The sequence below is a fragment of the Mycolicibacterium gilvum genome, from assembly GCF_900454025.1.
GTDB lineage: Bacteria > Actinomycetota > Actinomycetes > Mycobacteriales > Mycobacteriaceae > Mycobacterium > Mycobacterium gilvum.
Map to the genome: position 1 here is coordinate 683118 of NZ_UGQM01000001.1, position 13906 is coordinate 697023.

Genomic DNA, 13906 nt, shown 5'->3' on the forward strand with positions numbered 1-13906 from the left:
AGTGAGGCAAATGAGCACCGCGGCTGAAATGCTGGAAACCTACCCGCAGGATCTCGGCGGCATCGACCGTGCGGCATTGACGGCGTGCATCGAGGCGTGTATCGAATGCGCACAGGCATGTACCGCATGCGCAGATGCCTGTCTGAGTGAACAATCGGTCCAAGAGCTGACCACCTGCATTCGCACCAACCTCGATTGTGCAGATCTGTGTGAGACGACGGGTCGGGTGCTTTCGCGCCACACCGGCTACGATGCCAATCTGACCCGTTCGGTGTTGCAGGCCTGCGCCACGGCGTGTCAGTCCTGTGGCGATGAATGCGCTAGGCATGCCGAGCACCACGAGCACTGCCGAATCTGCTCCGAGGTGTGTCGGCGTTGCGGGCAGGCGTGCGAACAGCTGCTCTCATCGCTGGGCTGATCGCTGCGAAGCCTCCCGAGGGTAGCCAGCCTGCCGATGGCATCGTTGGCTTCTGTGATTCAGTATGGGCCCGGCCCGCTTCTGCGGCATGACACGCAGAGCCTGACCTGCCCCGGTTTCCTAAACGAAGTGAGCTGGCCGATCGTCCCCATGAGGAGGAATACACCAATGGCCACAGCGGAATACGCGTCTCCGGGATGACATGCGGTCACTGTGAGATGTCGGTCCGCGAGGAAGTCAGATCCCTCGGCGGCGTCAAGCATGTCGAGGTGAGCGCTGCCACCGGCGAACTGGTCGTCACCAGTGAGGAGCCCATCGCCGATGCGGCCATAATGGCGGCCGTAGACGAGTCCGGATATACCGCCGTGCGGATGACATGAGTACCGTCCAGGTAGTGTCCACAGCGGCGGCACGCCACGATGGCACACTCAGCCGAAACCAGCCCAGGTGCTGACGCGGGTGGCGCTTACTTATTGACAAGCGTCGAGAACGGCAGCTCTCTGGCACGGCTCCCCATGGCGATTCAGGGAGGCTGCAACCGCTCGAATGGCGCCGGGGGCGGGTGACGCTCCGGACGCTTCCAGCGCCCTTCGAAAGCCGCCTCGGTATCTGCAGCCGTGGCAGTTTGCCACGAACGACACGGCTATACGCGAACTTTCGGTATCTGTCTCAGGAAGTACTTTCGCTATCTACTATTTAGGTTAGTATGTGTCGGGGCGGCTGGGGCGCCGGTCCGATCTCCCTAGCTCGGGTGGCGCCTCAGTCGTTCCTTACATGCCAGCCGGCGCTGATGCGAGGGCCGTCGAGGTCACGAGAAGCATTGTCGCTCTTGCCTGTCGGTGCAAATCTGAACCGGGTCCCTTCGCCTCGAAGTTCATGCGACCGATTACTGGACGCCTTCCGCGTGCGGTGCCGCATCTGGTAAGCATGGTCGTAGAAGTACGTAGCAGCTGCGTATGCCTGCGGCGGCGTAAAGAATGGACAGGCAGTGCGAAATATCGTGATTGTGATGGCGGCGGCCGCAGCGATGATGCTGTTGGTGGGCACCGGCATACCAGCCGCGTTTGCAGCGGCGAAGTGTCCTCACATGTTCGGCTCCCAACAGCGAGTGGCTGACGCCGGTGCGCCGGTGGTGCAAGAGTGGACAGCCATCGATCTGCAGCGAGGCGCCGACCTCCTGCCTGGATATTCGGCAGTCGGCAAGCTGTGGGAGGCAGGCGTGTCGGTGAGCGCCATGAACGGAGCGGTCACACCGATCATCCCCAATTTTCAGGCCGTATCGCGTTCCGGCGTCCGGTATCCGGCGCTCTGGCAGGTGCCCAGCCCCAACGGAATCCCCAGTACGACCCTTGCAGACGGACAGACCTCGACGGGCAAACTGTACTTCGACGTCACCGCTGACGACCCTGTTGCCCTGATCTATACCACCGGCACGCCACGACCTGTGATGATGTGGTGCTGCAGCGGACCCATGCTCGACATGCAAATGGGGCCGGGCATGCAGATGGGCGATTGCCAGTGTAAGGAATCGGCAACGCCGTGTGCGTGCTGCGAACTCCAGGCGACCTAGCCGCATGGAACATTTCGTCGTCTGGCCAGAAACGAGGAGTCCCAAGGACGATCGGGGACCGTGTCGAATTATTCGCGAGCTCGAATGCCCGAGGCCTTTATATCAGCAGGGCCTGACCCGGCCTCAAGCGTCTTCTACGTGGTGGAGTATCCACGTGCCCGCCCATCGAAGCGCCGGCAACGAGAGCAGTGGTCGCGTATCGGGGCGCGACCTGGCGAGCTCAACACTCCCACGACCATCGGACTACGGAACAGCGTGGTAGCGAGCACGCGAACGCACAAGGAAACAAGACAGTAGGAGAGGTGGCCGCAGAATGCATGGCGATGACGGGTGGATGTGGCATGACGGCTGGAGCTGGGGCGGCTGGGCGTTAATGGTTATCGCGATGGTGTTGGTGTTGGCGGCGATCCTCACGGTCGTGGTGCTGGCCATGCGCTTTCTGACTCGTAACAGCACTTCCTCGCCGCCTCGTTACTCACCCTTCGGCCCGGCCGAAGATGTGCTCGCCGAACGCTACGCGCAGGGTGAATTGGATCACGACGAGTACCGTCGGCGCCTCAGCGTGCTCAGGAAACATAGAGCAGCACCATGAACGGCTTTCGTCTGGCGCTTGGGAAGTCTTTTGCCTTCGGCGAGACCGGCTGTGTTCCGATGGACTCACTATGTGCCGCATCGGCTGAAGCCAATTTCAACCATGAGTAAAAGGGGAGTTCCGCTACATCCGATAGCCCTAGTCGTGACGCTGGCAATGGCATTGACGGGTTGCTCAGGCGAAGCGGATGGACCCGCGAGACAGGAAGGCGCATCGCCCGAGCCAGCTGGCAGCGTAACCGGCTCGGTATGGGTAGCAGATGAGGACGGCGACAGCATCACGGTCATCGACGCGTCGACGAACGCCGTGATCGCCACGCTCGACGGGATCGAGGAGCCGCACAACGTTCAAATGGGCCCTGGCGGGGACACCGTGTACGCGGTCAGCGGTAGCGAAAATCTGTTGGTGGCGATCGACGCAGCGACATTTGCGGTCAAGGCAACCGCCCCAACCGGTGCAGAGCCTGCGCACGTCATCGAAGCCAACGGCAAGGTCTACGTGACCAATGCGGCAGATGGCACCGTGTCGGTGTACCGGGCCCCTGAACTGCAGCCGACCGGCCGCATCACGCTTGGCGGGATGCCGCACGGTCTGCGACCCGCCGGCGACGGCTCAATCATCGTCGTGGCCAACACCATGGCCGGCGCGCTCGATGTGATCGACCCCGCCACTGACACGCTGTTGGGCGCGGTTCCCGTGGGCGCGGGCCCGGCTCAGGTGGCCGTCACCGCCGATGGCCGCTACGCCTACACAGGAATCAGTGATCCGTCGTCGGTGGCGAAGGTGGATCTGGCTACTCGGACGGTGGTCGGTACCGTATCCGTGCCGACCCCGCCAGTCCAGGTCTTTCTGGCTCCCGATGGAGAAACCGTCGTGTCCGCAGACCAGGGCACACGCGACCAGCCGGGAAACACCGCGTCGGTGATCGACACCCATTCAATGACCGTGCGCAGCAGAGTAAACACCGGTTCCGGACCCCACGGTGTCGTTATCGATGACACAAGCACACGGGCATGGGTGACCAACAGCTACAGCGACACAGTCTCGGTTATCGAATTAGCCACGTCCTCGGTGGCGGCAACGGTTCCAACCGGCGCCGAACCCACCGGCATCAGCTATTCAATCCGCCGCCCCGCACCGGGCGCGTCCACAACCACGACATTGAAGTTGCCAGAACCGGCTACCAGCAGTCAAGAAGAGTCGCCCGACGACCATGGGCATTAGCCACAGACCACACCGACTGCAGTTTGACAGGCGTTCAAATCGGTCGCGGCCAGCGACGGGCTTGCACGCATCGCATGACCACACCACTCGCCACAGGTGGACCGACCGGAAGACATACTAACGAGGTATCAGCAGCACCGGGCATTACACCACTGCCGCACTCATCATGTGATCAAGACTCTTCATCACCGGGCTCGAAGGCTGGACTGATCACCAGCTCCCCGACGGCACCAAAGTGCTGCGCGCTCTCCGCGGGCACCTGTACGAGGCCAGCCCTCCCACGGGCCGTGTCATTCCGTCTGTGTAAGGCCGGGGTAGTCCATCAGCGGAGCGCCGTTCGGGCAGACAGTAAGGATGTTTTGCGGGCAAGACCACGTCAGGTGGCGGGTACGGCGGAACGCGCCTCGGCGATTGGCGGAGACGTTTACCGCTGAGACGCCTACCGCCGAGTTGGATTCGCTGATCAAGGATGCGGTCAAAGAGGGAACCACGATCGACGGCGCTGATGGTTTGCGAAACGAGTTGACCAAGGCCGTGCTGGAACGCGCGCTGAACTCGGAGCTGACCCATATCTTCGGGTATGAGGCCGGCGATCCGGCAGGGCCTGGCTCGGGTATTCTCGCGAACGGCACGACGCCGAAAACGGTGACCACGTTCAATGGTCGCGTCAAGATTGACTCGCCCCGCGACCGCACGGGTCGTTTGATCCGGCGATTTGCGGCGAAGAAAGACCGCCGGTTCGACAGCATCAATTCCATTGTGCTGTCGCTGTATCCGCGCGGCATAGCTACCCCCGATATCATGATGCACCTGGCCGAGGTGTACGCGTGTCGGTGTCGCGGGGAGCGGATCTCCAATTCTTACCGAGGTCGCGGTCGATGAAATCAAGGCTTTGCACTCGACACAGCGAGGGCACGATGTTCCTGCAGGACGTCGTCATCGAGCTGGGTAACCGCGGGGTTCGCTCGCCGTCTTCATCCTCGTCGGGTCGTCATTGCCTACTGAGCGCGAGCCACATCGCAAGTTCGCGCCGCGGGGCGACACGCCGGAACGTTCGTTTTCTAGATGTCCGACTCGTCCCGGATCGCAGGGGTGTGGTCGTCTTCGGAAACTGCGGCCGACGCGCTGTGGCTATGGGTGACTGCTTGCATTACCGTCGTGGCCGGTCTTGGAATGCGGAACCGGTTGGGGGGGCAGAGTCCCCGGATCCCGCCCCAGGCGGGCGCATTCCGCGGGTGTAGTGCAGGGCCGCCCCAGCACCGCTGGTACGTCGGGGTTCCCGGGGATGGCGCCTTGCGGTGTTCTGGGAACGAGGTGGGGCACACACGTCCCGGTCAACGGATCTGGTTCCTCGCCGGATACACACGGTTGCGCTGACGCGGTCGGCTCGCTGTTCACAGCCGGGACCAGGGCCAACAGGAGGAGCCCAGCAGCGGCTGCAATCCACGCCCTCACAAAAAGCCGCCGCACGGGATTGTCGATAGCCATCACGATGCTTTCTGCCGTTGAGGCCCGCTGGAAGTTTCCATTGGGTGACCTAGTACTAACAATGTCCATATTAGCGATGGTGGCGTCCCGCGCAAGGCCGTCAACGGACGTCTGCGAGGCGGCCCCTCACCGGTTGCGCCCTGCTCAGACATGACGGCTTAGTCCTAGGCCTGCCAACGGCTCCGAAATGCGCCGGAACAAACTGAGCGCATCGCACCACGTCCCGATCTCCGTACGTGTCCGTGCGCACCCTTGAGGTACTATTTGCATCATCAGTACGTGACATATCAGTACTATCTGTACCAGTACTAGAGCCATTAGGGGAACCTTAATAACCGCGCCAGCCCGCACCTGCGCATCGACGTCCCCGACGGCGGTTGAGTTGTTGCAAAACGGGGCCGCTACGCGGGGCATTGCGATCGAGGAGACTATGCCAACACCGCACTGGGATCCGGTAAGTGCGTCGTCTCTATGAGGACAACCAGCGAAGCGTTTTGCGAGATCTAACATGATGTGAGCAGGTACCTTGGGACTGGCGGTCGGTCGGTCGCCACGAGTCGAAGTTGGGCTCGCCAGTGGCCGGGCGGTTGAAGCAATGAGAGCTTTCGGCGCCGCATGGTGATCAGAAGTCCTCTTGCCGGTGTCGCACTTCTAAGTCACAGTCGTTGTTCATACACACAGAATGCATACATCGAGGGGACGTCAGGTGATTAACAAGAGGTTGAGCATCACGCGCGTGAGCTCAGCATTGGCGGTGTTCGGCGTCATAACCTACGTGCTCTGCTTCATCTGGCGGGCTCTGGCGCACTCGACGTTTACCGACAGTGCCTTTGCCGCCGCATTTCCCGGCTTCAGCTGGAGTGTCGTCGGATTCTTGACCGGCATGGGCTGGAGCATCGTCTACAGCGTGTACGCCGGGGTGGTGTTCGTCTGGGCATATAACCTGTGCTGCCGCGTCACGGTCGACCGTCGTTCGCGTGCCGAACACCAGAGCGTCCGTTAAAAGCGGCACTGTCCGGCGCAAAGCTGTTGGCTCCGCAACCGTGGTAAGCGAACCAGCAAACCACGGCGCAAGCACTAGCAATAGTCGTCGATCAGCCCGACTCATGTGGACTTCCAACGAAATTGGAGAAGTTCTGCGCGGCCTGGCATCGTCGGATACTTCAGTACTACCGGAATCCGATCGGCACATGTAGTCCACACCCGTGGCTGGTCATTGTCGCGTGTTCGACCGCGCAAGGCTCGGGCACCGTCTTTCATTCTCGGTCGACGGCGGATTTGCTGCCCGGATACGGCTGGACCAAAATCCTCTTCGACCCTGGGCCCACCGCCCACTCTGACTGAACCGGGCAGCTGAGGGCGCGGATTGGCCTGGCTTGGTGGGAGGCTCATCGTGCCACATTGGTGCTCGTCGGCTGCGGCACCTCGAAGTAATCGCCATTTCGCCTCCGCTGCCCTCAACCGAGACGACGCCGAACAATTGTGCGGTGAAACAGGCAACACCATAGTCCCGCTCAACTCACGATCCAGACGATCGGTAGGTCTGCAACTGAAGATGGCGGCAACGATCGACAATCTCGCCGATCTCGTCAGGATCGTCGGCGAGCACAAGTAGCTCAACGTCATCGGCCGCAACCATTCCCGGCTTGAGCAGCCGTTCGCGGATCCATCGCTGCAGTCCACTCCAGTGCGCCGATCCCGCGAGCACGACCGGAAAGTGGCGGATCTTTTCGGTTTGTATCAGAGTCAAGGCCTCGAAGAGCTCATCGAGCGTTCCAAAGCCTCCCGGAAGGACTACGAACCCGTTCGCGTAGCGGACGAACATCAGTTTGCGGACAAAGAAATACTGGAAGTGAAGCTCGAGATCGACGAAGGGATTGATGCCCTGTTCTTGGGCGAGCTCTATGCCAAGGCCGATCGAACGCACGCCAGCCTCGCGTGCGCCGCGGTTGGCGGCCTCCATAATCCCGGGTCCTCCACCCGTGATGATGTCGAAACCCAGCGCGCCCAGCCGTGCAGCCAGCGCGTGCGCCAGCTTGTAGTGCGGGTGATCCGGCGGCGTGCGCGCGGAGCCGAAAACTGACACGGCGTTCGTGACGTTCGCCAAAGCCGTAAATCCGGACGTCACTTCGTCCCGGATCCGGGTCACCCGGTCGGGGTCACCGCCGGCTGTTGCCCGTCATTGAGCGTGACGATGTTGTCGTCATCGGTGGTGATGATGACGGATCGATGAGAACAGCCCCGCTCGGTGTTTTGAGCGGGGCTGTGGTGGTCTCGGTGACGGGATCGTCGCCGCGGTGATGCCGTGGTGGTCTCGGTGATGGGAGTCTGGTTCAGTCTGAGGCTGTTTCGCTGATGGCGATGCGGGCAGCTTTCTCACCGACGATGGAATGACCGGCCGCGAACGCAGCCGTCAGCGCGTGCAAGGCGAGGTTGTTGACCGCTCGTGGGTGTCCGCGTGAGGCGTTGTGAATCAGGGTGACGGCATCCTCGGCGAACAGGGTGTCGGAGCGGCCGGCGATCTTGGTGTGATGGCTGATGTAGTCGGCGGTGTCAGCTGGACTCATGCCGGGCAGGGTGTAGCGCACGGCGATGCGCTGATCCAACGCGGCAAGGACACCGAGGCGTAGCCGGTGCCGCAGGGTGGGTTGGCCGACCAGCACCACCGCGAACGGTGACCCGGAGTCCATGTCATGGTTCGTGAGCAGCCGGATCGCTTCGAGCTGATGGTTGTCGAGCAGATGGGCTTCATCGACGACGAGCACGGGGTTGCGGCCGCGTTCGGCGTGTTCAGCGGCCAGGGCGTCCGCGGCCTGGGGTGCGAGGCGGGCGGTGTGAAAGACCGGGGTGTGTCCGAGTGCGGCCACGATGTGGGTGAGCATCCCGCGGACTCCGATGGTGGGGTTGGCCAGGTAGATGATGACGTGCCGGGCGGGGTCCAGGGCGGTCGCCGCGGCGCGGATGGCCACGGTTTTGCCGGCGCCGACTTCACCGGTGATGACCCCGATCGCGCACTGATTGACACACCAGCCGATGCGGGCGATCGCTTCACTGTGGCCGGGGTGGCGGTGCAGCATCGACGGAGCTAGATTCCGCCCGAACGGCATCCGGGAGAAACCCCAATGCGATTGCAGCCGTTCAATACTCATGCCGACACCCCATCTTCATGAGCAGCGTTGCTGGGGTCGAGGTCGGTGATGGAGAGCTGGCCAGGAATCTGAGCATGGTCGCCAGGGGCGTCGATAGTGCGGTCAGTGCGAGGGCCGTAGAGGGCGTGATAGCCGATACGTTCATCCTGGCGCAGCTGCTCATGATGGGCAGCGGCAGTCAACGCCAGATAGTCGATCCCCGTCACCGCCGGCGCAGGTCCTGAGTCAACGGTCTCGGGCCGGGCTTTCGGATGGGCATGGCGGGTGATGGTGTGAGCGATCGCGGCGCCGAAACTCTGATCCCGGTAGCGGACCTCGATCGTTTCCAGATCGAACGGGGAGAACACCAACTCCACCCGGCGCCCGGCCAGGGCCGGGTCGACCCGGTAGGTGTTGGCATGCAGCGAGACCGTGGCGGTTTTGGTCACCGTGCGGAACTCCGACCACAAGAACGCCTCAGTCAAATCCGCAGCAGTCGGCAACGCCGGCAGCCCGCCGAGCCGATCCCAGCCGTCCTCCCACCGAGCCAGCGGCGGCGCTTCGGTCTCGGAGTGGGTGCGGCGATGGTATTCGGTCTCGACCCAGGCCATGAACAGCCGGTTGAGCTCCAACAACGCCCCGCGGTGATCCACCCCGGCCGCGGCGAGGTCCTCGCTGCTGGTGTCGGTGACCTCGACGAGGAACTGTTCACGCACGGTGCGGAAGAACCGTTCGATCTTGCCGCGGCCCTGCGGGCGACCGGGCGCGGAATGCACCAGCCGGATCCCGAGTTTCGCGCACGCCCGCAGCAACCACGCATCGACGAACGCGGACCCGTTGTCGACATAGATCGAGGCGGGAACTCCGCGAGCAGCCAACGCCGGCTTCAACGCCGCCGCCAGGCGCACGGTGTCTTCGGCGAACCCGAAGCGGTGCCCGACCACCAACCGAGAATGGTCGTCGAGGAACGCGAAGAGGTAGGTTTTGCGGTCCCCGACCCGCGGGCCGTGCAGGGCATCGCCGACCCACAGTTCATTCGGGTCGGGGGCTTCGAACCGCCCGAACACCTCACCTGCCGCGCCGGTGGCCGGGCCCATCAGTTCGCTGCGGTGGAAGTGGCGCAGCAGGGTCGACTCTGAGGGTGCCCACCCGGTCGCGGTGCGCAGGATCCGGGCCACCTGGGCGGCGGTGCGGGCCGGGTTCTCCCGTTTCAGCGAGGAAGCCAGCTCCAACACCTGCTCATCGGTGCGGGTGGCCAACCGCCGCGGCTCAGGGACCAGTGCCTCGAAGCCGCCAGCCCGGTAACGGCGGATCCAGCGATCCAAGGTCGCCCGCGCCACCTGCACCTGACTGCCGAACGGGTCGATATGGCGCCGCTCGGCGATCTCGCGGACCAGCCTGCCCCGCTGCTTGGTCGACAACCCCGCCTCCAGTGCAGGGCAGATCAACTGATAGCGGAACAACCCGATCGCGTGGGCCCGCTCCCGACGCTTGTGCTCTTCCAATGACACCGCAGTGTCCTCCTCGCATGCTCGGCGGCCCTGCCCGAAACCGTTGCCGGGCAGGTTCCTTGGCGAGGATCACCGATCACGGCGCGTCGCGTCAGGGGCAACTGGTGTTGCGTGCACCCCACGTCATGCCGGTAACCAGTCCGGCGCCAACAGCCGCCCGCCGCTGACCGCCACCATCACCAAGTGCGGCGTCACCACGCCCAGCACCCCCGCCGGGCCGAACCGCTGACCGATCGCCGCAGCGGCGGTGATTATCGCGGCCACCAGATCACGCCAGCCGCAGCCGAACCCCTGCGGGACCGGCACGTCTATTCCGGTGCGCATCGCGACCTGGATGAACCACGCCCGCACTGACTCCACACGCCCGGCCACCCGGCGCAGCCATCCGCGCACCGTGGTCGCTGGCACCCTCAGATTCTCCGCGATTCGGCGATGCCCAAAGCCGTCGGCTCGCTGCACCAACGCATTCCAAATCGTCTGTGCGCCATACCCTCTACGCGCAAACATCATCACCGGCAGCAGCACATGCGTCACCAGACACGACCGGCAACGCCCCCGTCGCGGACGCACCGCGCCAGCTACGCCGCGGATGCGGCGGGGCCGGGCAAATCCCCAGCCGCCCAGCACACCGTCGTCGCAGGACGGGCACCCGATCTCGCCGGCAGCCAGCCGGGACTCGACGGAAACCAGATCAGCCTCTACCGTCACCATGAGTGCCTCCGTGCACTACAGCGCGGCACCCTGCGAGCCCGCCAAGACTTCAGCGGGGTGCCGCGCGACCCATCAGTACGTCCTCACCCTGACGGTGCACACCAACACCAGCAACCTCACGAGAATCCGGCGCCTCACATCAGCAACCTCAATGACGAATAACTACCCCGTGGTCGTCATGCTGAGAGACGGTCAACACCGGCCAGTGCAGCGAAGTCCGGTCCCAACCAACGCAGCAGTTCCTCGTCGCAAGTCGCTGGAGGGTGCTCTATTGACTCTGGCATCGCCACACGATGGTCCCACGCGCGGCGGAAATACATCTCACCAATCGACGGAAAGTTCTCCGCGCTCCAATCAAGTGCACGCTCTCGGTATCGTCGGCGCCGCACGTGAGGGCTGATGGCGACGAGCGTGGCCGCCCGGATGGCGGTGACGGCCGCGATGTTTGAGGCCGAGATCGGCGAGGCCTGCGGCCGAAGGGTAAGCACAACGGTGGCCGGGCCGCGGTGCGTCACGGCGCCGGGAAGCGTCTACTCGCCATCGTCCATGTATCCTTCTACAACGTCTGCTGTCGGGTGATTTCGGACCGTGGCTCCGCACCCGCATGCGAAATCCGTGCAATCCGACCACGATGCTCGGTAGCTGCAGCATCGTTGAACCGATGCGAACGCGCCAAGGCGTCCACTTTGCGACGCGGAACCGGCAAGCGCCGCTGATTCGGCGGAGGCCGGCAGCAAAAGAACATCAGAGACGGAGCAGATATGACCACACAGTCGGCAAGAGTTCGGGTTGCGGTGAACGGATATGGCGTCATCGGCAAGCGGGTCGCCGACGCGGTGGCGAATCAGGAAGACATGGAACTGGTCGGTATCGCCGATGTCGACGCCGGTTGGCGAATGAGAATCGCGGAGCAAAAAGGGTTCCGAATCTTCGCCTCCCTTGACGACCGTACCGAGGCCATGCGCGATCGAGGTCTGCAAGTCGCGGGCAATCTCGACGACCTACTCCGCGATGCCGAAGTGGTAGTCGATTGCACGCCCAAACCATTGGGCGCGCAGAACGCTGAGTACTACCGCGCGCACGGGGTGAGGTTCATAGTTCAAGGCGGTGAGAAGCATGAGGTTACCGGACACTCCTTTGTTGCCGATGCGAATTACGCCAGTGCGGTAGGCCGAGAGTCCACTCGCGTCGTCTCCTGCAACACCACCTCGATCGTGCGGACGCTGATCGCGCTCAAACGCGTCGGCCTTTTGAAGAAGGCACGGGGGACGTTGATGCGGCGGGCAACTGACCCTTGGGAGAGTCACGAGGGCGGCATCATGAACACGCTGGTGCCCGAGGCCAAGATACCCAGCCATCAGGCGCCGGACGCGCAGACCGTGGATGCTGAGCTTGACGTGGTGACGATCGCGGTCAAGGTGCCGCAGACGCTCGCTCACATGCACAGCTGGTCGATTCAGCTCACCCGGAACTCCACCGCCGAAGAGGTTATCGACGCCTTCAGGCAGTCCTCGCGTATCGCGATGATCCGCGTGGACGACGGATTGACAGCGCTCAACACTGTCAAGGAATTGATGGCAGACCTCGGGCGCCCGCGTGACGATCTCTACGAGGTCGCGTTGTGGGAAGACATGGTGGCGGTGAGCGAGGGCGAAGCCTTCTACGCCTACATGGTGGACAACCAGGCCATCGTCGTTCCCGATACGATCGATGCCATACGAGCTCTGACAAGTCGCGATCAGGACCCTCAGGCGTCGATGTCGAAAACTGATGCAGCCCTTGGGATTGGTTCAAAGCTGGTGTGACGGTGCGCCGCGCTGTCACATGCGCGCCACATGGATGACCCAACCCGAAGCAATGGGCGGATGGCCGGCACCCTTTCTGGCCGACCTACCGCAACCGACCTTCCCGGACTCTCCACCTCCTGTCTTTCGTCCTTACTTTGGGAGGATTCGCCCGCGGAGAACCGCACGTTACCCCTGCTGCGGGCTGTCAACCCGATGCGCGCTACAGGGTGGAGCCGCGACCAGTTTGCGGCGCGCGTTCTATGACGAATCGCCCCGGCCCGCCGCATTCGCGAGCTTGAAAGGGAGCTTTCGACCAATCCGTAGTAGTCTTCACCTGACAGGTGCGCTTCCTCGTGGAGATTCGTTGTGTGAGTAGCTCCGATATCCTTGAGGCAGTGCACCTTTCGGGTCTACGACACCCGATCAGACCGAATTGGGTGAAAGATCGAGGTCAAGAGCCAACAACATGACTGATAGGGCGATTGGGTTGACGTGGCGCGTCCCCAAAAACCGCCGTATGCAATTTAATAGAGATGTAGATCAAGAGCTGATACCCAGTTTAGTTGCACTGCATACGTCCAGGAAAATTGTGGGGCTGCTTCCATTCCGCCATAAGCCATTAAGAACAGAAAGCGTGGAAAGTTTCTGGACTGACTATTGGGTTATTGTCCTTGCGTTTGACACGGACCCCGACATCGTTTGGCAATCGATACGCAGTTCCGCGGTACCGAGGACGTTATTGCGAGCAGAAGTTCTTCTTATTCAACCAGGCATGGATATGTACTATCCCCGAGGCGGTGGAGCCAAAAGCTCTCCTGTTTGGCACATAATGGAATACGTTGTGTCGAGATTTGAGACACGCGCCGAATATTATAGAGAGCAGTATGAGTTTTCACGACCTGTTATCACGCATTTTTGGAAAAATGACTCTGTAGAAAGGATGATTGGTTTCGAAAGGGAACGCCTCTTACAAGACGACGGTTTCCTTCCGGGGTGGGACATTATTCATATAACAGGGTTCAAACCGTCACGGTTAGGTAGGGTTGCCTGGCATCTTTTGCGATCTCTGGCCACCTTCAATGGCTATGCGGAGAGAATCGGTTACAGGTCAGCTATGGAAGTCCTCCGTTCCTGGGACAAGAAGCGAAGAAAATATCTTGTCATCGCCAGGCAAGGCTATGCGCATACATTGCCACTATTTTGAAGATTGCTAATAATCCCGGAGGCTCGTGTGACCGTTTGCAGCCAGCTTGTTCGGTTCAATACGACCGATACGTTCCGATGATCATCGGGGTCAGTACATCCTTTTTCCGTGAGGGCAGAACACTTTGGTTAGGTTAGGCGTCGTCTGACTCGATACCCTAAGGGGTATCGTCGGTGTCAACCACGGTAGCGCTTCTGATGCGCGGAACGCAACGCCGACGGCGGAGAAAGTGCAGCGGGAGAACACATACGGCGCCACTCTCGGAATAACTGA

12 protein-coding genes and 1 pseudogene are annotated in these 13906 nt (G+C 62.1%); 9 read left to right on the forward strand and 4 right to left on the reverse strand.

What is annotated here, in order from left to right:
- Positions 1–10: 10 nt before the first annotated feature.
- The 7 genes and pseudogenes from DYE23_RS03210 to DYE23_RS03240 all read left to right on the forward strand — a co-directional run bounded on the left by DYE23_RS03210 (position 11) and on the right by DYE23_RS03240 (position 6295).
- Positions 11–418, forward strand: coding sequence for a four-helix bundle copper-binding protein (locus DYE23_RS03210; RefSeq protein WP_067393773.1), 408 nt, complete (start codon positions 11–13; stop codon positions 416–418).
- 168 nt (positions 419–586) lie between these two features.
- A pseudogene (locus tag DYE23_RS03215) lies at positions 587–798 on the forward strand (heavy-metal-associated domain-containing protein).
- 608 nt (positions 799–1406) lie between these two features.
- Positions 1407–1988, forward strand: a complete 582-nt coding sequence (locus tag DYE23_RS03220; protein ID WP_133259123.1) for a DUF1942 domain-containing protein — start codon at positions 1407–1409, stop codon at positions 1986–1988.
- A gap of 313 nt (positions 1989–2301) precedes the next feature.
- Positions 2302–2580 (forward strand): SHOCT domain-containing protein, encoded by a 279-nt coding sequence (locus DYE23_RS03225; RefSeq protein ID WP_115326485.1) that lies wholly within the window; start codon positions 2302–2304, stop codon positions 2578–2580.
- A gap of 144 nt (positions 2581–2724) precedes the next feature.
- Positions 2725–3804, forward strand: a complete 1080-nt coding sequence (locus tag DYE23_RS03230) for a YVTN family beta-propeller repeat protein (protein ID WP_308207166.1) — start codon at positions 2725–2727, stop codon at positions 3802–3804.
- Between the two features lie 411 nt (positions 3805–4215).
- Positions 4216–4686: a transposase gene (locus tag DYE23_RS03235; protein WP_172527697.1), complete on the forward strand. Its 471-nt coding sequence runs from the start codon at positions 4216–4218 to the stop codon at positions 4684–4686.
- A 1342-nt stretch (positions 4687–6028) separates the two neighbouring features.
- Positions 6029–6295 (forward strand): hypothetical protein, encoded by a 267-nt coding sequence (locus DYE23_RS03240; protein WP_234809705.1) that lies wholly within the window; start codon positions 6029–6031, stop codon positions 6293–6295.
- 516 nt (positions 6296–6811) lie between these two features.
- On the opposite strand, the gene DYE23_RS03245 is transcribed toward DYE23_RS03240, so the two are convergent.
- The 4 genes from DYE23_RS03245 to DYE23_RS03260 form a co-directional block, all read right to left on the reverse strand.
- Positions 6812–7441, reverse strand: a complete 630-nt coding sequence (locus DYE23_RS03245; protein WP_115326489.1) for an LOG family protein — start codon at positions 7439–7441, stop codon at positions 6812–6814.
- A gap of 184 nt (positions 7442–7625) precedes the next feature.
- The gene (locus DYE23_RS03250; protein WP_016343888.1) at positions 7626–8441 is read right to left on the reverse strand and encodes an ExeA family protein; all 816 of its coding nucleotides are present in this window, start codon (positions 8439–8441) and stop codon (positions 7626–7628) included.
- Positions 8438–9931, reverse strand: coding sequence for a DDE-type integrase/transposase/recombinase (locus DYE23_RS03255; RefSeq protein WP_115326490.1), 1494 nt, complete (start codon positions 9929–9931; stop codon positions 8438–8440). Before DYE23_RS03255 ends, DYE23_RS03250 begins: the two co-directional genes overlap by 4 nt.
- 123 nt (positions 9932–10054) lie before the next feature.
- Positions 10055–10642 carry a helix-turn-helix domain-containing protein gene (locus tag DYE23_RS03260; RefSeq protein WP_115326491.1) on the reverse strand — a complete coding sequence of 196 codons (588 nt, stop codon included), beginning with the start codon at positions 10640–10642 and terminating at the stop codon, positions 10055–10057.
- A gap of 761 nt (positions 10643–11403) precedes the next feature.
- Here DYE23_RS03260 and DYE23_RS03265 point away from each other — a divergent pair.
- Both DYE23_RS03265 and DYE23_RS30545 read left to right on the forward strand, forming a co-directional pair.
- The gene (locus DYE23_RS03265; RefSeq protein ID WP_067393754.1) at positions 11404–12447 is read left to right on the forward strand and encodes a type II glyceraldehyde-3-phosphate dehydrogenase; all 1044 of its coding nucleotides are present in this window, start codon (positions 11404–11406) and stop codon (positions 12445–12447) included.
- A gap of 448 nt (positions 12448–12895) precedes the next feature.
- The gene (locus tag DYE23_RS30545; protein WP_147292258.1) at positions 12896–13633 is read left to right on the forward strand and encodes a hypothetical protein; all 738 of its coding nucleotides are present in this window, start codon (positions 12896–12898) and stop codon (positions 13631–13633) included.
- The last annotated feature ends 273 nt before the right edge of the window (positions 13634–13906 follow it).

What these genes read in the sequence shown, in the direction of transcription:
- DYE23_RS03210 (WP_067393773.1), top strand. Translation starts at nt 11, where the DNA reads ATGAGCACCGCGGCTGAAATGCTGGAAACCTACCCGCAGGATCTCGGC.
- DYE23_RS03225 (WP_115326485.1), top strand. Translation starts at nt 2,302, where the DNA reads ATGCATGGCGATGACGGGTGGATGTGGCATGACGGCTGGAGCTGGGGC.
- DYE23_RS03250 (WP_016343888.1), bottom strand. Translation starts at nt 8,441, where the DNA reads ATGAGTATTGAACGGCTGCAATCGCATTGGGGTTTCTCCCGGATGCCG.
- DYE23_RS03260 (WP_115326491.1), bottom strand. Translation starts at nt 10,642, where the DNA reads ATGGTGACGGTAGAGGCTGATCTGGTTTCCGTCGAGTCCCGGCTGGCT.
- DYE23_RS03265 (WP_067393754.1), top strand. Translation starts at nt 11,404, where the DNA reads ATGACCACACAGTCGGCAAGAGTTCGGGTTGCGGTGAACGGATATGGC.
- DYE23_RS30545 (WP_147292258.1), top strand. Translation starts at nt 12,896, where the DNA reads ATGACTGATAGGGCGATTGGGTTGACGTGGCGCGTCCCCAAAAACCGC.